The 20991-nt window shown below is 65.8% G+C and carries 17 protein-coding genes; 13 read left to right on the plus strand and 4 right to left on the minus strand.

Translation table 11 applies throughout. From position 1 onward, the window contains the following. Window positions 1-35 precede the first annotated feature (35 nt). Together J7E80_RS08795 and J7E80_RS08800 are read left to right on the plus strand one after the other, a co-directional pair. Window positions 36-644 (plus strand): TetR/AcrR family transcriptional regulator, encoded by a 609-nt coding sequence (locus tag J7E80_RS08795; RefSeq protein ID WP_215051100.1) that lies wholly within the window; start codon window positions 36-38, stop codon window positions 642-644. Between the two features lie 43 nt (window positions 645-687). Continuing rightward, complete coding sequence (locus J7E80_RS08800; protein ID WP_215051101.1) at window positions 688-1545, plus strand: prephenate dehydratase; 858 nt, start codon at window positions 688-690, stop codon at window positions 1543-1545. Between the two features lie 9 nt (window positions 1546-1554). Here J7E80_RS08800 and J7E80_RS08805 read toward each other — a convergent pair whose 3' ends face one another. Both J7E80_RS08805 and J7E80_RS08810 read right to left on the minus strand, forming a co-directional pair. Then, window positions 1555-2925 carry an MFS transporter gene (locus J7E80_RS08805; protein ID WP_215051102.1) on the minus strand — a complete coding sequence of 457 codons (1371 nt, stop codon included), beginning with the start codon at window positions 2923-2925 and terminating at the stop codon, window positions 1555-1557. 15 nt (window positions 2926-2940) lie between these two features. Beyond that, window positions 2941-4941 carry an FAD-binding monooxygenase gene (locus J7E80_RS08810; protein ID WP_311380789.1) on the minus strand — a complete coding sequence of 667 codons (2001 nt, stop codon included), beginning with the start codon at window positions 4939-4941 and terminating at the stop codon, window positions 2941-2943. Window positions 4942-5163: 222 nt separating this feature from the next. Here J7E80_RS08810 and J7E80_RS08815 point away from each other — a divergent pair, with 222 nt between their 5' ends. From J7E80_RS08815 to J7E80_RS08845, 7 genes are all read left to right on the plus strand, one after another. Next, window positions 5164-6636 (plus strand): fumarylacetoacetate hydrolase family protein, encoded by a 1473-nt coding sequence (locus tag J7E80_RS08815; RefSeq protein WP_215051154.1) that lies wholly within the window; start codon window positions 5164-5166, stop codon window positions 6634-6636. Then, window positions 6629-7369 (plus strand): GntR family transcriptional regulator, encoded by a 741-nt coding sequence (locus J7E80_RS08820; protein WP_251036657.1) that lies wholly within the window; start codon window positions 6629-6631, stop codon window positions 7367-7369. Before J7E80_RS08815 ends, J7E80_RS08820 begins: the two co-directional genes overlap by 8 nt. A 59-nt stretch (window positions 7370-7428) precedes the next feature. After that, entirely contained in the window at window positions 7429-8970 is a 1542-nt protein-coding gene (hpaE, locus tag J7E80_RS08825) for a 5-carboxymethyl-2-hydroxymuconate semialdehyde dehydrogenase (protein WP_215051103.1), read from the plus strand. 41 nt (window positions 8971-9011) lie between these two features. Beyond that, window positions 9012-10100, plus strand: coding sequence for a 3,4-dihydroxyphenylacetate 2,3-dioxygenase (gene hpaD / locus J7E80_RS08830; protein WP_215051104.1), 1089 nt, complete (start codon window positions 9012-9014; stop codon window positions 10098-10100). A 1-nt stretch (window position 10101) separates the two neighbouring features. Next, a complete protein-coding gene (gene hpaH, locus J7E80_RS08835; RefSeq protein ID WP_215051105.1) occupies window positions 10102-10887 on the plus strand; it encodes a 2-oxo-hept-4-ene-1,7-dioate hydratase in 786 nt (261 codons plus the stop codon). Beyond that, window positions 10872-11681, plus strand: a complete 810-nt coding sequence (locus J7E80_RS08840) for an HpcH/HpaI aldolase/citrate lyase family protein (RefSeq protein ID WP_215051106.1) — start codon at window positions 10872-10874, stop codon at window positions 11679-11681. Before hpaH ends, J7E80_RS08840 begins: the two co-directional genes overlap by 16 nt. A gap of 69 nt (window positions 11682-11750) precedes the next feature. Continuing rightward, window positions 11751-13271, plus strand: a complete 1521-nt coding sequence (locus J7E80_RS08845) for an NAD-dependent succinate-semialdehyde dehydrogenase (RefSeq protein WP_215051107.1) — start codon at window positions 11751-11753, stop codon at window positions 13269-13271. 83 nt (window positions 13272-13354) lie between these two features. On the opposite strand, the gene J7E80_RS08850 is transcribed toward J7E80_RS08845, so the two are convergent. Beyond that, window positions 13355-13708, minus strand: coding sequence for a cysteine hydrolase family protein (locus tag J7E80_RS08850; protein ID WP_251036658.1), 354 nt, complete (start codon window positions 13706-13708; stop codon window positions 13355-13357). A 474-nt stretch (window positions 13709-14182) separates the two neighbouring features. Between J7E80_RS08850 and J7E80_RS08855 the strand changes: the two genes are divergently transcribed. The 4 genes from J7E80_RS08855 to radA all read left to right on the plus strand — a co-directional run bounded on the left by J7E80_RS08855 (window position 14183) and on the right by radA (window position 19726). Continuing rightward, a complete protein-coding gene (locus tag J7E80_RS08855) occupies window positions 14183-15592 on the plus strand; it encodes an aldehyde dehydrogenase family protein (protein WP_215051108.1) in 1410 nt (469 codons plus the stop codon). Window positions 15593-15992: 400 nt separating this feature from the next. Further along, window positions 15993-17018 (plus strand): glycoside hydrolase family 16 protein, encoded by a 1026-nt coding sequence (locus J7E80_RS08860; protein ID WP_251036659.1) that lies wholly within the window; start codon window positions 15993-15995, stop codon window positions 17016-17018. A gap of 106 nt (window positions 17019-17124) precedes the next feature. After that, window positions 17125-18249: an FUSC family protein gene (locus tag J7E80_RS08865; protein WP_215051110.1), complete on the plus strand. Its 1125-nt coding sequence runs from the start codon at window positions 17125-17127 to the stop codon at window positions 18247-18249. Window positions 18250-18352: 103 nt separating this feature from the next. Then, window positions 18353-19726, plus strand: coding sequence for a DNA repair protein RadA (gene radA / locus J7E80_RS08870; protein ID WP_215051111.1), 1374 nt, complete (start codon window positions 18353-18355; stop codon window positions 19724-19726). Here the strand turns inward: radA and J7E80_RS08875 are convergent. After that, window positions 19719-20936, minus strand: coding sequence for a beta-ketoacyl synthase (locus J7E80_RS08875; protein WP_215051112.1), 1218 nt, complete (start codon window positions 20934-20936; stop codon window positions 19719-19721). The two genes, radA and J7E80_RS08875, sit on opposite strands and share 8 nt — an antisense overlap. Between the last annotated feature and the right edge of the window lie 55 nt (window positions 20937-20991).

Here is a 20991-nt window from a genome sequence, read left to right on the forward strand (position 1 = left end):
GCGAAAGAACGGCCGGAACTGGCTAGACTCAACACATGACCCCTGCTCCCGCCCGCGCCGGATCCTCGAAGTACGGAACGGGAAGGGAAGCCCTGCTCCGGGCAGCCGTCGATGTGGTGGCCCATAAAGGCCTCCGCGGACTCACCTACAGGGCTGTCGCGGACTCCGCGGGGGTGAACAACACGCTGGTGGCGCATCACTTCGGGTCACGCGATGCGCTCATCACCGCCGCTTTGCAATGGGCCTCCGACCAGTCAATTGCTGTATCCCGGCTGCGGGAGGCCGCCACGGGGGAAAGCACTTTCACTCAGGCATTGCTGGGACTGCTCCTCGAGGACCCTGAGCTTCAGGTGTTCCAGTACGAGATGATCCTGGAATCGCGGCGACGGCCGGAACTGGCCGCGCCCATTGCCGATCTCTATGAAAAATACGTCAGTGCCCTGGCAGAGGGACTGGAGGGTTTTGGCGCCCAGGGTAACGTCCGGGTCCTCGCCCGGTCACTCTTTGCCGCTCTGGACGGCCTGGTGCTCCAGTTTCTGGCAGGCGTGGAGCGGGAGGAGATCGCGGCAGCCCTGGAGGAAGTGCACCAAGTTCTTATCCTCCGCCGGGATGCGGACGGCCACCCAGCAGGCCAACAATCCTGAACTGGTTGGGCGGCTGGGCACATGGCGTGAAAACATACGGATCATGGCCCAGAAAATTGCGTACCAGGGTGAACCGGGCGCCAACTCCAATATCGCGTGCAAACAGATGTTCCCCGAGCTGGACAGCGTGCCCTGCGCCAGCTTCGAGGACGCTTTCGAACTGGTTTCCAGCGGCGAGGCGGACCTGGCCATGATCCCCATCGAGAACTCCATCGCCGGACGCGTGGCTGATATCCATGCCCTGTTGCCGCAGTCAAAGCTGCAGATCGTGGGCGAGTACTTCCTACCCATCCACTTTGACCTGCTGGGCATCCCGGGCAGCACCATCGAGGCCGCCACCGAGGTCCACAGCCACATCCATGCCCTGGGGCAGTGCCGGAAGCTGATCCGCGCCGCCGGCCTCCGCCCGGTCATTGCCGGCGATACGGCAGGGTCCGCCCGTGAAGTGCGCGAGTGGAACGATCCCAGGAAGCTGTCCCTCGCTCCCCCGCTGGCCGCCCAGATCTATGGCCTCGAAGTGCTGGCCTCGCGGGTTGAGGATGACCCGTCCAACACCACCCGTTTTGTGGTCCTGGCCAGGGAAAAGGAACTGCCGGCCCGGGACAATCTGCCCGGACCGGCGGTTACCAGTTTTGTTTTCCGCGTCCGCAACGTCCCGTCCGCCCTCTACAAGGCGCTGGGCGGCTTCGCGACGAACGGAGTGAACATGACCCGGCTGGAAAGCTACATGGTGGGCAACGAGTTTGCCGCCACCATGTTCATGGCCGACGTCGAAGGACACCCGGAGGACCTGCCGCTGAAGCTTGCGCTCGAGGAGCTGGACTTCTTCACCACCGAGGTGCGAATCCTTGGTGTCTACGCCGCCGCCCAGTACAGGACCGATCAGGCAGCCACCAGCTGACCGTCCGGCTCACACAGACGGGGAATGCTCCACCTCGGGGGTTTTCGTGGAATCGCCGGCTTCCAACGGAACACCCTTCGTTTCCTTCACGAGGGAGGCCCCAATGAACGAGATGACGCAGAGAGCCATGATGTAGATCCCTATAGAGCCGGACCAGCCGGTCTCCTTGAGCAGCGCCTCGGCGATGAGCGGCGCGAAAGCCCCGCCGAGGATGGAACCCAAGGCGTAGCCGATTCCGATTCCCGAATAGCGGACGCTGGCCGGGAACATCTCCGCGTACATTGCGGACATGGGTCCGTAGGAGAGCCCCAGACCGACGGTCAGGACGAAAATACCCAACCCGTACGCCCAGATATTGCGGGTGTCCACGAGCAGAAACAGGGGAATCATCCAGGCGAATATGAGGATGTAGCCAGCCTGGAAGGTCCGCACACGGCCGATCCTGTCGGAAAGGGCGCCGCCAAGGAGGGTGAAAATGAGCCACCCGAACGAGGCGAGGAGGGTGGCCAGCAGCACCGGGGATGCTTCCATCTTCAGGGTTTTCTGCGCGTATGACGACAGGAACGCGATAACGAGGTATCCGGCAGCGTTATTGCCGATGAAAATGACCGCCGCCAGCAGGACCTGCTTTTTGTTCGTCCGGAGCAACTGCGTCAGCGGCGTGGCTGACTCCCGCTTGCGCTCCACCATCTGCTTGAACACGGGGCTCTCGGAAACGGCGGCACGGATGAAGTAACCGACCACAATGAGGGCGACTGACAGCAGGAAGGGAACCCGCCAGCCCCATTCAAGGAACTGCTCCGGCGACATGGAGAGCCGGAGGAGGAACAGCACCAGGGTTGCAATGACCATGCCAACGGGCACGCCGATCTGCGGGTAGGCTCCCCAGAAGCCACGCTTGTCGCGAGGTGCATGCTCCACTGCCATCAGCGCGGCACCGCCCCACTCCCCGCCGGCCGAGAAGCCCTGCAGGATCCGCAGGCCCATCAGCAGGATGGGAGCCCAGACCCCGATCTGGGCATACGTCGGGAGGAGTCCGATCAAGGCGGTGGACGCCCCCATCATGACCAGGGTGAAGACGAGCATGGCCTTGCGCCCCACCCGGTCACCGAGCCGTCCTGCGATCACCGCGCCCAGGGGCCGGAAGAAGAAGCTCACACCGATGGTTGCCCATGAGACCAGCTGTGCGAGTCCGGGGCTGTCTGCATCCAGGGGCTGAAAGTAGAGGCTGGCAAAGACGACGCCGGCCGCTTGGGCAAAGATGAAGAAGTCGTACCATTCGATCGTGGTGCCGATCATGGTGCCGGCAACCACCCTGCGGTCCGCCTGGCTCATGCGCTGGCGGACCGGGGGTGCATGCGTGGTCTGAAACGATGACATCAAAACTCCATTGTTTTAGTTGTTGACCAGGGCTGACGGTGTCGTGGCCGAGTGTGTCTTGGCTGAGTGTGCGGTGAGTCCGGCAGGCAGCGCTGCGGATGGAAGCTTCTCCGGCTTCCGGTCCGGCAGGAGGGGTGTAAAGAACGCGGCGAGTTCGGCGGTTGCCGTGAGAGGCAGGACGTTTGCCACGTATTGGTCGGGCCGCACGACCACCACGACGCCGCCGCGGTCCAGGCCGCGCAGGTCGAAGATGTCCGAGGCGGGATCTGTAGCGTAGACCTTCTCGTAGTCCGTGAGCTGGAACGGTCCGACCTTTGGTTTGAACACTGCGGGAACGGCGTTTATGTCGATACTCGTGTGGTCCTGCTGGTAGATCACCTTCACGTCGAACCATGCGTCGGGGTCGGCGCCCTCGGGGGTGGCGGCGAGCGGCGATTCCGGGGAGTTGGCGATCCACTCGGCGAACTGTTCGGTGGGCGAAGCGGTTCCGGCTTGCGGGGTTTGGGGTGTTGCCGGGTCGGCGAAGACATAGATGCGCCAGCGGCCGTCGGCCGTTGCGTGGTGGCCGAGGTGCATGGGGTTGGTGTCGCCTACGCGTACCACGGGCGCGGACTTGAAGCGTTTGCCGATAGTGAAGCCGGTTGCCAGGTGCTGGTGTTCAGGGGCAGCCACCAGTATGGACGGCGAATACTCGGTCATGAACCCGGCCGGGAACTCGGCGGTGCGGACGTAGAAGTCCTCCAGTTCCGAGGGGTCTTCGAATTCCTCGGGCTTCTTGGCCATGAGGGTGGACCACTCTTTGTCGAAGTCGATGAGGTTCTTCGCGACCACCTGCCGCTCTGCGGAGTAGGTGGACAGCAGGGACTGCGGGCTGCGGCCCTCGAGGACGTGGCCGAGCTTCCAGGCCAGGTTGAAGCCGTCCTGCATGGAGACGTTCATGCCCTGGCCGGCTTTGGCGCTGTGCGTGTGGCATGCGTCGCCGGTGATGAAGACCCGCGGTGTGCGGGTGCCGCGCTGCTCCGGCAGGACGTCGTCGAACCGGTCCGTGAGCCGGTGGCCCACCTCATACACGCTGTGCCAGGCGATGTTGCGGACGTCGAGGGTGTAGGGGTGGAGGATCTCGTTGGCCTTGTGGATGATTTCCTCGATGGTGGTGCTGCGCACGGCGCCCTTGTCATGCGGGTCCACCTCACCGAGGTCAACATACATGCGGAAGAGATGGCCGCCTTCGCGCGGGATCAGCAGGATGCTGCCGCCTGTACCGGACTGGATGGCGCATTTGGTGCGGATGTCGGGAAAGTCCGTGACCGCGAGGGCATCCATGACACCCCAGGCGTGGTTGGCCTGGTCTCCGGCGAGCGTGCAGCCGATCGACTCGCGCACCTTGCTGCGTGCGCCGTCGGCGCCGATAACGTACTTGGCACGGACGATGCGCTCGTGCCCTTCGTGGGGGCCGGAGGTGTGGAGCAGGGTCACGGTGACGGGGTACTCGCCCTCGTCCGCGACGCTCAGGGACCGGAACTCCAAGCCGTAGTCGGGTGACATGCGTGTGGGAGAGTTGGCCATGAACTCCGCGAAGTAGTCCAGCACACGCGCCTGGTTAACGATGAGGTGGGGGAACTCGCTGACGCCAGCGGGGTCATCGACGGCGCGGGCGGTCCGGATGATGCGCGAGGGGTCCGCCGGGTCCGGCTTCCAGAACGCCATTTCGGTGATCCGGTACGCCTCGGCGATGATCCGCTCGGCGAAGCCGAAGGCCTGGAAGGTCTCGACGCTCCGGGCCTGGATGCCGTCGGCCTGGCCGATGGCGAGCCTCCCGGCGCGGCGCTCCACGATGCGCGTGGTGACACCTGGGAACTGGGACAATTGCGCGGCGGCAAGCATGCCGGCTGGCCCGGTGCCGACAATCAGCACATCGACCTCGTCCGGAAGCTCTGCGGGACGATCGATGCCGACGCCGGCTGCTGGCTGGACCCGAGGGTCTCCGGATACGTAACCGTGGTGGTGGAACTGCACGGGCTTTCCTCACTTCGCTGTGTGGCTGTTGATCACGATAATCGTGTTCTATATAAGAATTCGAGTTTCTATATTCGAATCCGTGGCCTTTGGTCCAACACTGTACGCCACAGGTGTCGCGGAGGACAAGGGGCTCAGATTGGCTGGAATTTGGGGTTGACGGACGCCGGCGGATGGGTAATAGTGATCGTATACGATTTCGTACTTGATGAGGAGACAGCTTTGGAGCAGGTCAACGGGGACACCCTGGCAGCGGCACGCAAGGTGATCGCAGTGCACATCAACTACCCCAGCCGTGCAGCGCAGCGGGGACGTACTCCCGCCCAGCCGTCCTACTTCCTCAAGCCCTCGTCATCGCTGACTGTGTCCGGCAACACCGTGGAACGTCCGGCCGGGTGCGAACTTCTGGGCTACGAGGGCGAGATCGCCCTGGTCATCGGCAAGGCCGCCCGGCGCGTCAGCATCGAGGACGCCTGGAGCCACGTAGCAGCGATTACCGCGAGCAACGACCTCGGTGTGTACGACCTCCGCTATGCGGACAAGGGTTCCAACCTCCGGTCCAAGGGCGGCGACGGGTTCACTCCGGTGGGCCCGGCGCTGATCCCGGCAGACGCCGTCGACCCCGCCAAACTGCGCATCCGCACCTGGCACAACCGTGAACTTGTCCAGGACGACACCACTCAAGACCTGCTCTTCCCGTTCGCCCGCCTGGTGGCGGACCTGTCGCAACTGCTCAGCCTCGAGGAGGGTGACATCATCCTCACCGGCACCCCCGCAGGCGCCTCAGTCGCCGCACCGGGTGACGTGCTGGAGGTCGAGGTCGGCACCTTGGACGGGACCCTGACCACCGGGCGCTTGGTGACCCGGGTGGAGGAGGGTACGACGCCGTTTGCAGACTTTGGTGCCCGGCCCAAGGTTGATGACCTGCAGCGGGAGGAGGCTTATGGTTCACGCGCGGCGGCAGGCCTGCCGGCCGCCGATGCCGCTTCCGCACTGAGCCCAGAGCTGAAAGCCAAACTGGAGAGCGTCTGCACTGCCACGCTGTCCTCGCAGCTGCGCAAGCGCGGCCTCAACAACGTCAGCATCGACGGCCTCACCTCCACCCGGCCCGAGAAGCGGGTTGTGGGGCTGGCCCGGACGCTGCGCTACGTTCCCAACCGTGAGGATCTCTTCAAGACCCACGGCGGCGGCTTCAACGCCCAGAAACGTGCCATCGATTCGGTCAACGAGGGCGAGATCCTGGTCATGGAAGCCCGCGGCGAGAAGGGCACCGGCACTATCGGTGACATCCTGGCCCTGCGCGCCCAGGTGCGCGGCGCCGCCGCCATCATTACCGACGGCGGGGTCCGCGACTTCTCCACGGTGGCTGCCATGGAGCTGCCCACCTACTACGCCAACCCGCACCCTGCCGTGCTGGGCCGCCGACACATCCCTTGGGACACGGACATCACCATTGCCTGCGGCGGCACCACCGTGCAGCCCGGAGACATCATTGTGGCCGATGCGGACGGCATCCTGGTGATCCCGCCGGCGCTGGCCGAGGAAGTGGCCGACGATTCGATCGTCCAAGAGCGCGAAGAAACCTTCATCGCCGAAATGGTGGAGCAGGGCCACAGCGTCGACGGGCTCTACCCCCTGAACGCCGAATGGCGGGCCAGGTACAACGAATGGGAAGCAGGCAAAGTCAATGACTGAAACGGCAACGGCCGCCGGCCCCACCCCCATTACCGCAGGTACCGGCACCAGTGCCGGCACCGCGTCCACCACGGCCGGCAGCAAGTCCGAGCAGGCCTACCAGGCGGTGAAGGCTCGGATCGTGGAGGGCACCTACACCCCCGGCTACCGGCTGGTCCTGGGCACCATCGCCAAGGACCTCGGGTTCAGCGTGGTCCCCGTCCGGGAAGCCATCCGCCGCCTCGAGGCTGAGGGCCTGGTGAAGTTCGAGCGTAATGTCGGAGCCACCGTGGCCGGGATCGATCCCACCGAATACCTCTACACCATGCAGACGCTGAGCATCGTGGAAGGAGCGGCCACCGCGCTTTCCGCACCGCTGATCGGTGAAACGGACATCGCCCGGGCCCGGGCGGTGAACGAGGAGATGCGGGAATGCCTGGAACATTTCGATCCAGTCCGCTTCACCCAGTTGAACCAGGACTTCCACAGCGTCCTCTTTGAACACTGCCCCAACCCGCACATCCTTGATTTGGTCCACCGCGGCTGGAACCGGCTGGCCTCCCTGCGGTCCTCCACGTTCCGCTTCGTGCCCGGCCGCGCCCACGAATCCGTGGACGAGCACGAGGCCCTCCTGAAGCTCATCGAAACCGGAGCCGACGCCGAGGAGATCGAAAAGGCCGCACGGCTGCACCGCTCCGCCACCCTGGAAGCCTACCTCTCCCAAACCAACGTGGGGTCACTTAGCGCCGAATAACGGCCCGGAATTGGGCTGTAACTGACCCCGCGTTGCTCTAGACAGTAAGGAAAACAACAATGACGTTCACTGCTCCGGAAACCACCAAGCACTACGTTCCCGAGAACCTGCCCACCCACATTCAGCACTACATCGACGGCGAATTCGTTGATTCGGTGGGAGGCAAGACCTTCGACGTGCTCGATCCGGTCTCCAACCAGAACTACGCCACCGCTGCAGCCGGCCAGAAAGAGGACATCGACCTCGCCGTTGCCGCCGCCCGCGAGGCCTTCGTCAACGGCCCCTGGCCGAAGATGAAGCCGCGGGAGCGCGCCCGCGTCCTCAACCGGATCGCAGACGCCGTCGAGGCACAGGAAGCCCGCCTCGCCGAGCTGGAAACCTTCGACACCGGCCTGCCCATCACCCAGGCGAAGGGACAGGCCCTGCGTGCGGCCGAGAACTTCCGCTTCTTCGCCGACCTGATCGTGGCCCAGTTCGACGACGCCATGAAGGTCCCTGGCTCGCAGATCAACTACGTGAACCGCAAGCCGATCGGCGTGGCCGGACTCATCACCCCGTGGAACACCCCATTCATGCTGGAATCCTGGAAGCTCGCCCCTGCCTTGGCCACCGGCAACACCGTGGTGCTCAAGCCTGCCGAGTTCACCCCGCTCTCGGCATCGCTGTGGGCGACCATCTTCAAGGAGGCGGGCCTGCCGGACGGCGTCTTCAACCTGGTCAACGGACTCGGCGAGGAAGCCGGCGACGCCCTGGTCAAGCACCCGGACGTCCCGCTGATCTCCTTCACCGGCGAAACCACCACCGGCCAGACCATCTTCCGCAACGCCGCCGCCAACCTCAAGGGCCTCTCCATGGAGCTCGGCGGCAAGTCCCCCTGCGTCGTCTTTGCCGATGCAGACCTGGACGCCGCGATCGACTCGGCCCTGTTCGGCGTTTTCTCCCTGAACGGCGAACGCTGCACCGCAGGCTCCCGCATCCTCGTCGAGCGCGCCATCTACGACGAGTTCTGCGAGAAATACGCCGCCCGCGCCAAGAATATCGTGGTCGGGGACCCGCACGATCCGAAGACGCAGGTCGGCGCCCTCGTCCACCCGGAGCACTACGAGAAGGTGGCCTCCTACGTGGAGATCGGCAAGTCCGAAGGCCGGCTGCTGGCCGGCGGCGGACGGCCGGAGCACCTGCCCGAAGGCAACTACATCGCCCCCACCGTCTTCGCCGACGTCGCCCCGGACGCGCGGATCTTCCAGGAGGAGATCTTCGGTCCCGTCGTCGCCATCACCCCGTTCCACAACGACGACGAGGCCCTCACCCTGGCGAACAACACTAAGTATGGCCTTGCCGCCTACATCTGGACCCAGAACCTGACCCGGGCGCACAACTTCTCGCAGAACGTCGAGGCCGGCATGGTGTGGCTGAACAGCCACAATGTCCGCGACCTCCGCACCCCGTTCGGCGGCGTCAAGGCCTCCGGCCTGGGCCACGAGGGCGGCTACCGCTCCATCGATTTCTACACCGACCAGCAGGCCGTGCACATCACGCTCGGCTCTGTCCACACCCCGAAGTTCGGCAGCATCGAAGCCTCTGCTGCCAACGAGGGTTAAGCCCTTTTCCCAGTACCTACTTTCAAAGAAGAGAGAATCCCATGACCAACTTCGTTCCCACCCCCACCGTTCCCGCCCCGGACATCGTCCGCTGCGCCTACATGGAGATCGTTGTCACCGACCTCGCCAAGTCACGCGAGTTCTACGTGGACGTCCTCGGCCTGCACGTCACCGAGGAAGACGAAAACACCATCTACCTGCGCTCCCTCGAGGAGTTCATCCACCACAACCTGGTCCTGCGCAAGGGACCCATCGCCGCTGTCGCAGCCTTCGCCTACCGGGTGAAGTCCCCCGCAGAGGTGGACGCCGCCGAGGCCTACTACAAGGAGCTGGGCTGCCGGACCGAGCGCCGCAAGGAAGGCTTCACCAAGGGCATCGGCGATTCCGTCCGGGTCGAGGACCCGCTGGGCTTCCCCTACGAGTTCTTCTACGAGACCGAGCACGTCGAGCGCCTCACCCAGCGCTACGACCTCTACTCCGCCGGCGAGCTGGTACGACTGGACCATTTCAACCAGGTCACCCCGGACGTCCCGCGCGGCCGCAAGTACCTCGAGGACCTCGGTTTCCGTGTCTCCGAGGACATCCAGGACTCCGACGGCGTGTCCTACGCTGTCTGGATGCACCGCAAGCAGACGGTCCACGACACCGCCCTGACCGGCGGCAACGGGCCGCGCATGCACCATGTCGCGTTCGCCACGCACGAGAAGCACAACATCATCCAGATCTGCGACAAGATGGGCGCCCTGCGCATCTCGGACCGGATCGAACGCGGCCCCGGCCGGCACGGCGTGTCCAACGCGTTCTACCTGTACATCCTGGATCCGGACGGCCACCGCATCGAGATCTACACCCAGGACTACTACACCGGCGATCCCGACAACCCGGTAGTGACCTGGGACGTCCACGACAACCAGCGCCGCGACTGGTGGGGCAACCCCGTGGTCCCCTCCTGGTACACGGAAGCCTCACTCGTCCTGGACCTGGACGGAAACCCGCAGCCGGTCATCGAGCGCGAGGAAAAGAGCGAGATGGCCGTGACCGTGGGAGCCGACGGCTTCTCCTACACGCGCAAGGACGACTCTGCTGCAGGCACCGACACAGTGGGCTTCAAGCTGGGAGCGCAGGTCTAAGGTGCTTGACCCGAAGACAATCGAGGCAATCGCCGACGAACTCGTGGAGGCCGGCCGCAGCCGCACGCCCGTCCCCCGCCTGACTGCACGCTATCCGGAGATGACCGTGGAGGACTCCTACGCGGTGCAGCAGCTGTGGCGTCGCCGCAATGAGGACGCCGGCCGGACCCTGGTGGGGCGGAAAATCGGCCTGACGTCGAAGGCCATGCAGGCCGCCACCGGTATCACGGAACCGGATTACGGTGCCATCTTCGATGACATGGTGCTGGAAACGGGTTGCTCGGTGGAATGGGACAGGTACACCCACCCGCGGGTGGAGGTGGAGCTGGCGTTTGTCCTGAAGGACGGGCTAAAAGGCCCCGGCTGCACCATCTTCGATGTCCTGAAAGCCACGGACTACGTGGTTCCGGCCCTTGAGATCCTCGATTCCCGAATCGAGATGGAGGGCCGGACCATCGTGGACACCATTGCGGACAACGCGGCCATGGGTGCCATGGTGGTGGGCGGCCGGCCGGTGAAGCCGGACGCCGTCGACCTCCGCTGGGTCTCGGCCATCCTCTACAAGAACCAGACCGTGGAGGAAACCGGGGTGGCGGCGGGCGTCCTTGACCACCCGGCGAACGGCGTGCACTGGCTGGCCAACAAAATTGCTGCCCACGGGGACAGCATGAAGGCCGGCGACATCATCCTGGCCGGCTCCTTCACGCGGCCCCTCTGGGTGTACAAGGGCGATACCGTCCACGCAGACTACGGACCGCTGGGAGCTGTGACATGCCGCTTCGAATAGAGCCGGACAAGACGTTCCGGGATGCCCTGGCCGCGACGGACCGCCCGCTGGCCGGGATGTGGGTGTGCTCCGGCAGCCCACTGGTGGCCGAACTCTGCGCCGGATCCGGCCTGGACTGGCTCCTGGTGGACGCCGAGCACAGCCCCAACGGGCTCGAATCGATCCTCGCCCAGCTGCAGGCGGTCCACGGCTACCCCGTCCACGCCGTGGTCCGGCCGCCGGTGAACGACACCGTGGTGATCAAGCAGTACCTGGACCTGGGCGTGCAGAATCTGCTGCTCCCCATGGTCAATTCGGTGGCTGAGGCGGAGGCTGCAGTGGCCGCCACCCGCTACCCGCCCCAAGGTGTCCGCGGGGTGGGCTCAGCCCTGGCCCGGGCCGCCCGCTGGAACCGGGTCCCGGACTACCTTGCCCGGGCCGGGGAGACGATCAGCGTCACCGTGCAGATTGAATCGACGGCGGCCGTGGACGCGGTGGAGGACATTCTGAAGGTGGACGGTGTGGACGCCGTCTTCCTGGGGCCCTCCGACCTTGCCGCCTCCATGGGACTGCTGGGCCAGCAGGAACACGCCGAGGTGCGCGCGGCCGTCGAACGCTGCCTCGCTGCCGCCAACAAAGCGGGCAAACCCGCCGGCGTCAACGCCTTCAACCCCGACACGGCTCACCACTACCTTGCCAGCGGCGCCAAGTTCCTCCTGGTGGGGGCCGACGTCGCCCTGCTGGCGAGGGGCTCCGAAGCCCTCGCCGCCAAGTACGTCCACCCGTCCGACGGCGACGCCACCGCCAGCTACTGACCTGATACCGCTGGTTGAGCCTGTCGAAACCCCGTGGAACCCCCATACCCCTTCTTGAGGAGCCCCAGCATGACCTCTTCTCCCGTCATCTCCCCTGCCATCTCACCGGCTGCCGTCACCCCCGAGCGTGAAGCCGCCCTCCTCGCCTCCGTGCCCACCGGCCTGCTGATCGGCGGGCATTGGCGGGACGCGTCCGACGGCGGCACGTTCGATGTCCACGACCCCGCCACGGGGGAGATACTTGCCACACTGGCCTCGGCCACAAGCGAGGACGCCCTCGCCGCGCTCGACGCAGCCGATGCAGCCCAGGCCTCCTGGGCACGCACCGCCCCGCGCGAACGGGCAGAAATCCTGCGCCGCGCGTTCGATCTGGTGACGGAACGGGCCGAGGACTTCGCGCTCCTGATGACCCTGGAAATGGGCAAGCCCCTGGCCGAAGCCCGCGGCGAGGTCAGCTACGGCGCCGAGTTCCTGCGCTGGTTCTCCGAAGAGACGGTCCGCGATTACGGCCGCTACCTCACCACCCCCGAGGGCAAGAACAAGATCCTGGTCCAGCACAAGCCGGTGGGCCCCTGCCTGCTCATCACGCCGTGGAACTTCCCGCTGGCCATGGCCACCCGCAAGGTCGCCCCCGCCGTCGCAGCCGGCTGCACCATGGTCCTGAAACCGGCGAAACTCACCCCGCTGACGGCCCAACTGTTCGCTCAGACCATGCTGGAGGCAGGGCTGCCCGCGGGCGTGCTGAACGTGGTGTCCTCCTCCAGCGCCTCAGGCATCTCCGGGCCGCTGCTGGCCGATCCGCGGCTGCGGAAGGTCTCTTTCACCGGCTCCACCCCTGTGGGCAAGCGGCTCATGGCCGACGCCGCGCAGAACGTACTGCGCACGTCCATGGAACTCGGCGGCAACGCCCCGTTCATCGTGTTCGAGGACGCCGACCTGGACAAGGCAGTCGAGGGGGCCATGGCCGCCAAGATGCGGAACATGGGCGAGGCCTGCACCGCCGCGAACCGCTTCCTCGTCCACGAATCCGTCGCCGCCGAGTTCACCGCCAAATTCGCCGCCGCCATGGGCGCCCTAACCACCGGCCGCGGCACCGAACCAGCCACCCATGTAGGTCCGCTCATCGACGACGGCGCGCGCGAGGACGTCCACGCCCTGGTGACCGCCGCCGTCGACGCCGGAGCCACCGCCGTCACCGGCGGCGCACCCGTTCCTGGCGCCGGCTACTTCTACCAGCCCACCGTCCTGAGCAACGTGCCCAACGGCGCCGAGATCCTGAGGCGTGAAATCTTCGGGCCCGTCGCTCCGGTCACCACCTTCGCCACGGAGGAGGACGCCATCCGCCTGGCCAATGCCAGCGAATACGGCCTCGCTTCCTACCTCTACAGCCGCGACTTCAACCGCCTCCTGCGCGTCGCGGAACAGATCGAATTCGGCATGGTGGGCTTCAACGCCGGGGTCATCTCCAATGCAGCCGCCCCCTTCGGCGGGGTCAAGCAGTCCGGACTCGGCCGCGAAGGCGGCTCCGAGGGCATCGCCGAATACACCACCACGCAGTACATCGGCATCGCGGACCCCTACACCGCCTGACGAAGCGCGGGTGCGGCAGCCGATTGAAAGCACGGGCATAACCGGTTACCTCGGACCACCAATGGACGAGCCGAGGCAGCCGGTTATGCCCGGGTCAGATGCGCCATCCCGGCTATCGCGGAACTGCCAAGATCGCTCGTTTCCAGAGCCTGCTGAGTTTCAAGGGCATCGGTCCACGCATTGGTGGTGCTGACGGCGGCCCAGTTTGAGTTCAACAGTGTGAGCAGGGTTGTGTGCACTGTCTTTGCGTCGGCGAAACCTGCGTCGTCGGCGAGGTTGATGGCCCCCGTGGCGTCTGAGAGAACTTCGGTCTTGAAGCCGAGGAATTCCGCTTCAACGGCAGAAGCGAGGACGCAGTTGTTGGTCATGTAGCCGACGAGGGTGACGGTGTCGATGTCGTGCTGGCGCAGCCGTACTGCTTGACGACGCCCTTCCATGCATCGGTTCTGCGGCGTTCGATGTCGGGGTGAAGCTCGAATTCCGGTGTGCCGGTGCAAAGACCGGGGCGCCTTCACCTGCGCTGTGTTGTATGGCCACAATGGGGATTCCGGCGGCCCCCGCGGCGTCGACAGCTCGCGTGATCATCGGCAGGGACTCCTGGTGCGGCGGGTACTTTGATCAACTTGTCCATTGATCAGGTTGCAGCTGACTGCGGCTTCGGCAGCGCTGTGACGCTCCGGCAGAACTTCGCAACAACCCTTTTCACCACCCCAACGGAATACAGACGCCACTTCGACGTCCGACTCCGGCGAACGCCCTCGGGCTGACTACTCCAGCTGTCCACTCTGTGCTCCCTGCGTCAAGGGTCCTGCGCGAAATGACAAGAGATTTCGGCAACAGTTATCCACACTTGAAAGCAACCCGCTATGCCATTCGGCTAGCGCCCTTGCCTACTCGAAGTGGAGTGAATCTTGGAAACCTACGATGCGCTGCTCGCGTCCATTACCCCCACGTCCGGCCCTACGCGGACCGTCCTCGACCCGGCAACAGGCGATCCGGTAGGCGAAGCCCCCGTTCACACCCTCGAAGACCTGGAACTGGCTGTCGGTGCCGCCCAGGCCGCCCAGCCGGCGTGGGCAGCCCTCGGCCACGACGCCCGGTCCGCCGCGCTCCTCAAGGCAGCCGACGCCGTCGAACGCTCCGCCGAAGAACTCGCCCGCCTTCTCTCCCGGGAGCAGGGCAAACCGCTGAACGGCCCCAATGCCCGGTTCGAAGTCGGCGCCTGCGCTGCATGGCTCCGCACCACCGCCACCACCGAGCTCAAGCCCGAGACCGTGGTGGACGACGGCGAGACCTACGCCGAACTGCACTACAAGCCCATCGGCGTCGTCGGCGCCATCGGCCCTTGGAACTGGCCCATGATGATCACCATCTGGCAGATCGCCCCCGCCCTTCGGATGGGCAATACTGTGGTGGTCAAACCCTCCAAGATGACGCCGCTCTCCGTCCTCGCCTTGGTTAAAGTGCTCAATGAAGAACTGCCCGGAGGCGTCCTCAACATCATCTCCGGCGACCGGGAGGTGGGCGCCCGGCTGGCCGAACACCCCGCCGTCGGGAAAATCATGTTCACTGGCTCCACCGCCGCCGGGCGGGCAATCATCAAATCCTCCGCGGACACGGTCAAGCGCCTCACCCTGGAACTGGGCGGAAACGACGCCGGCATCGTGCTGCCCGACGCCGACCCCAAAGCCATCGCCGAAGGCCTGTTCTGGGGCGCCTTCATCAACACCGGCCAGACCTGCGCCGCGCTGAAGCGCCTTTATGTCCACGACGACATCTACGACGCCGTCTGCGACGAACTCACCAACGTTGCCAAGACCATGCCGATGGGCAACGGACTCGACGAGAACAACGTCCTGGGCCCGCTGCAGAACAAGGCCCAGTACGACATCGTCGCCCAGCTGGTTGAAGCAGCCCGGGTCTCCGGCGCCCGGATCCTGCTCGGCGGGGACCCGGACCCGGACCAGCCCGGCTACTTCTACCCCACCACCCTCGTGGCCGACATCGACAACGACAACCCGCTGGTCGCCGAGGAACAGTTTGGCCCCGCATTGCCCATCATCCGCTACAGCACCGTGGACGAGGCAGTCGCCCATGCCAACGCCCTCGAAGTCGGGCTCGGCGCCTCAGTATGGTCCTCCGACCCTGCGGCAGCCCGCGAAGTCGCCGCCCGCATCCAAGCCGGCACAGTCTGGATCAACAAGCACGGCGCGGTGGACCCCCGCGTTCCGTTCGGCGGCGCGAAGCAGTCCGGCTACGGCCTGGAATTCGGCGTGGAAGGCCTCAAAGCCCTCGGCGTGCCTCAGGTGATCAACGGCTAAGACGTCACATTACGTACGTGAAGAGCCGCCGTCGCTGTATGTGACGGCGGCTCTTTCTGTACGAAAAAATGCGACCTTAATCACGGAAGATTCTGCGCGCATGGCGTGTCTCACCAGGCGTTTAAGCTGGTCACGCGGTATGCGGGCGGGGTGATTTGGCAGCGGAGGCACGGCTTTCTTCAGCTCTCCCCGGCTTGCGGCTGATATTACGAATCGGTAACGTTGGCGACTGACCTGAGGATCCGGCCCGAAAAATGGGCCCTGGATGCCCGAACGCTGGGCTCAGATGCACCAAGCTGCTCGGGTCCCCCGCGAGGGGGCTGAACGAAAACTTTCCGGCATGCGGCATCACTTTGAAGTGACTGTCGTGTGCGCCTGTCTACGCCCCGGAGGGGTTCTGTTGTTCAAGAAGAAACTAGCCACAGCGATTACCGTCGGCGCCCTGTCCCTAACAGGATGCGCTGCCGCAACCGAGGGGGCACCGGCCCCGGAGGCCGCAGGCCCGAAGACTTCCGCCAGCGCGACGCCGGCCACCACCGGCAAAGCCTCGGCGGCGGCCGCGGCTCCCAAGGCCGCAGCCCCTGCAGCCAAAGCCGCGGCGTCTAAAGCTGCGGCCCCGGCCTCCAAGATCGTCCCGGCCGCTGCAGTCCAGGCACCGGCTGCCACGCCGGCACCGGCCCCGAAGCCGGTGCCGAGCAAGGCACCGGTTGTGGTCCAGCCCAAGGCGGCGCCCCTGGCAAACACTGCAGGAGCCACAGCCACCAGCGGCAAGCAGGCAGCGACCACGCTCGGCTGGGGACCCACGGTTGCCGGCGACGAATTCTCGAACGCGGGGGCGCCGGATCCCGCCAAGTGGAGCGTCTACAACGGCAAAGGCCATGCCGGCAAGGGCCTGCGTTCCCGCGATGCCGTCACGGTCGGCGGCGGGACGCTGACCATCAAGGGCGACGCGGCGGGTAAGACCGGCGGCATGTCAGCCAAGTTCGCGCGGCAGAAGTACGGCAAGTGGGAGACCCGCATGAAGGTCGCCCACAACGACCCGCAGTACCACCCGGTGCTGATCCTCTGGCCGGACAACTCCGCTGACGCCTACAGCGGCAAATGCTGGGAAATTGACTACGCCGAGGGCAACAACGGCCCGGGACGGATGAGTTTCTTCAACCACATCGCCTGCCGCGGCAACGGCAAGGTCCACACGTACGCCAAGAACGTGATCGACACCCGGCAGTGGCACAACTACGCCGTGGAGTGGTCCCCGACGAAGATCACCGGCTACATCGACGGCGTGAAGTGGTACGAGGATACGACCCCTGCGAACATCTCCAACGTCTCCATGCACCAGACGATCCAGCTGGACTGGTTCCCCAGCGGCACCGCCACAACACCCTCTCAGATGGACGTCGACTGGGTGCGCGTTTACAAGTAGGCCACCCCTCAACAGCGGTAACCAAGGGTGCCGGCTCCCGAAAGGGTGCCGGCACCCTTTCGCGTCCGTGGAAAATGCGCGGCAGCTCCGGCAATAGACTGAAGCCATGGCCCAGACAGGACTCTCCGCAAGCAGACGGTTCCTGCGCGGAAGGATCCGCACAGGCATGGTGCGGAGCCGAAATTCATTGATCCCTGCCATCCAGATGACGGTCTGCGCGGTGGGCGCCTACGCGTTCGCGGAGTACGTCCTGGGGCACTCCGGTCCCTTGTTCGCCGCGACCTCATCCCTCATTGCGCTGGGGTTTTCGCGTGATCCGCGGCTGCGGCGGGTGATCGAAGTGGGGCTGGGCTGCACCATCGGCATTGCCGTGGGTGACCTGCTGCTCCACTGGCTGGGCGCCGGAATCTGGCAGGCCGCCGTCGTGCTTCTGTTTTCCATCCTGCTGGCCCGCTTCCTGGACAGCGGCACCATCTTCACCACACAGCTGGGGCTGCAGTCACTCCTCGTGGTGCTGCTGCCGGCACCGCCCGGCGGTCCGTTCACCCGCAGCATCGATGCGGTGGTCGGGGGGATTTTCGCGCTGCTGGTCACCATCCTGATGCCCAAGGATCCGCGGCGTGAACCGCGGAAGGACGTCCGGAAGCTGCTGCACGAGCTGGCCGAAGTCCTCCGTGAATGTTCCTCGGCACTGATTGAAAGCGATTCCACCCAGGCATGGCATGCCCTGGTGCGCGGCCGGAACTGCCAGCCGCTCGTGGACGGCATGCGGCAGTCCCTCCGGGCATCGGGCGAGGTGGCCACCCTGGCGCCGGCCTACCGCAGACACCGGGACGAGCTGGACCGGCTCGAACAATCACTGGACTTCATCGACCTCGCCCTACGTAACAGCCGCGTCTTCGCACGCCGGCTGACCAGCGCCATCAACCATGCCGCCTTGTCCGACGAAGCCATCGAAAACATCGCCGAGGTCCTGCAGGACACGGCGGCGGCCATCGATGAGCTCTCGCTGGGGCTGGCGGAAGTGCACGACGGCGTCCGCCGCACCCACCTGCGGACGGCCCGGGCCGACCTGAGCGAGATCGCCGGCCGGCTGCACCCACGGATGCTGAAGGTGGAGCGGCTGGAGGGCGAGACCGTGGTCATGCTCTTCCGGCCGCTGATGGTGGATTTGCTGGAAGCGACCGGCATCGATTCCCGCGAGGCCCGGGACATCCTGCCCCCGTTGTGACCCGTAATAACCGGGCCGCCGGCTGGGCTTGATGAAGTTAGGGGCGGGCTGGGAGCTAAACCGGGGGAACTGGAATGTCAGACCCGGCGGATAGTGTGGAGCAATGGCTACAAAGACTTCCCGGGCCGCCAAGGCTCCGGGCTATAAGTGCGCTGAATGCGGCTGGACTACGGTCAAGTGGGTGGGGCGCTGCGGTGAGTGCCAGGCATGGGGCACCGTGGAGGAAACCGGCACCACGGTAGCGCGTACGACGGCGGCCACAACAGTTTTGGAGGCGGCGCGCCCCATCGCCGAGGTGGACGCCACCACGGCGGCTTTCCTGCCCACGGGCGTGGACGAGCTGGACCGCGTTCTTGGCGGCGGGGTGGTGCCCGGCGCCGTGATCCTGCTGGCAGGGGAACCCGGCGTGGGCAAGTCCACGCTGCTGCTGGACGTGGCGGCAAAGTTCGCCCGGACAGGCCAAAGCGTCCTGTACGTCACCGGTGAGGAATCGGCGGCCCAGGTGAAGCTGCGCGCGGAGCGCATCGACGCCATCGCGGACACTCTCTATCTGTCGGCGGAAACGGACCTTGGCCAGGCCCTGGGCCAGGTGGAAAAGGTGGAACCAAAGCTGCTCGTGGTGGACTCGGTCCAGACGCTGAGCAGCGCGGACGTTGAGGGCAGCTCGGGCGGCGTCTCCCAGGTGCGCGAAGTGGCTGCCTCGATCATTGCTGCCGCCAAGCGCCGCAACATGACCACCCTGCTGGTGGGACACGTGACCAAGGACGGCTCCATTGCCGGTCCGCGGCTGCTCGAGCATCTGGTGGATGTGGTGTGCCAGTTCGAGGGCGAGCGCCATTCACGGCTCCGGCTGCTCCGTGCGGTGAAGAACAGGTACGGGCCCACTGACGATGTGGGCTGCTTTGACCTCAACGAGGACGGCATCCTAGGCCTGGCTGATCCGAGCGGGCTGTTCGTCACACGCACCAAGGATCCTGTGTCTGGCACCTGCATCACCGTGACCATGGAGGGCCGGCGCCCGCTGCTGGCCGAAGTACAGTCGCTGCTCGCGGAAAGTCCGAACTCGCAGCCCCGGCGGGCGACGAGCGGTCTGGACAGCTCCCGCGTGGCCATGCTGCTGGCCGTGCTTCAGCAGCGCGCGGGCTGCCTGCTGCACAAGGACGATTCCTATGTGGCCACGGTGGGCGGCGTTAAGCTCAGCGAGCCTGCCACCGACCTTGCCGTTGCCCTCGCCGTTGCGTCCGCCAAGGCCAAGAAGCCGCTGCCGCAGCGGCTGATCGCCTTTGGCGAGGTGGGGCTGGCCGGCGAGGTGCGGCCGGTTCCGGGCATCAACCAGCGCATCCAGGAGGCGCACCGGCTGGGCTTCACGCACGCCGTGGTTCCGTCCAGCCACAACGGCCCGGGCCCCATCCCGTCCGGCTTCTCGGTGCGGGAGGTCGGCCACCTTGCCGAGGCGCTGAGCCTGCTGATCAGCTAGTAACCACCAGGGCCACGCTGTGACCGCCGAAGCCGAACGCGTTGACGAGTCCCGCCGTCGCGGTGCTGCCGTGCACGGTTTCAGTCGGAATCTTGAGGTCCACGTCGGGGTCGAGGGTGCCGATGTTGTACGTCCCGGGGAGGTTTCCGGTGCGCAGGGCCTGGAGCGCGGCGATGGCGCCGAGAGCGCCGGCGCCGCCGAGCAGGTGACCGGTGAGGGACTTCGTGGAGGTCACGGGCACTCCCTCTCCGATCATGGCCTTGATGGCCTGCGCCTCGAGGCGGTCGCCCACCGGCGTGGAGGTCGCGTGGGCATGAACGAAGCCGATATCCGCGCCGCGGAGTCCGGCGGACGCGAGTGCCTTCTCCATGACGCGGCGCTGCATGTCCGGATCTGCGGCCACGATGTCGTTGGCGTCTGACGTCACCGCTCCTCCGGCAACCGCACCGAGGATCCCGGCACCCCGCGCCCGGGCGTAGTCTTCGCTCTCAAGCACCACGATTCCGGCGCCCTCGGCGAGAACGAAACCGTCACGGTCGCGGTCGAAGGGACGGGAGGCGCCCTGCGGATCGTCGTTGCGGGTGGAAAGGGCGCGGATCTGCGCGAAGCCGCTGATCATCAGGTCGTTGATGCAGGCGTCAACACCGCCGGCGATAACGACGTCGGCCGCTCCGGACCGGATCATCTCGACCCCCTGGGCAATCGCTTCTGCCCCGGACGCGCAGGCACTGACGGGGGTGCGGGCGCCGCCGCGGGCGCCCACGTCAATGGAGACCCAGGCGGACGGGCCGTTGACCATGATGCGCGTCAGAGTGTGCGGGGAGACCTTGCGCGGTCCGTGGGTGTCCAGCTCCCGGGTCTGGGCGAGCGTGGTGTCCAGTCCCCCGTAGCCCGAACCGATGACCACGGCTAGCCGTTCGGGGTCGACGTCGGGGGTTCCGGCCTGCGCCCAGGCTTCCCGGGCCGCAACCAGCGCAAGCTGTCCGCAGCGGTCCATCCTCTTGAACTCGCGGGTGGTCAGCAGTGACGCGAGGTCAGCCGTGACCCGTCCCGCGATGCGCACGGGAAGGGGCTGCGCCCACTCCTCGTCGAGCGCAGCGATGCCCGACCTCCCGGACAACATTGCCGTCCAGGTTTCGTCAACTGTGGACCCGAGCGGATTCAGCGTGCCCATGCCGGTCACCACGGTCCTGGGAAAAACTGCAGACATGACACACCTTGCTTCCTGGAACCGGAGCGAAAGTTCCATTGAGTATTCGGATCAG

This window comes from Arthrobacter sp. ISL-28 (assembly GCF_018613875.1).
Taxonomy (GTDB): domain Bacteria; phylum Actinomycetota; class Actinomycetes; order Actinomycetales; family Micrococcaceae; genus Arthrobacter.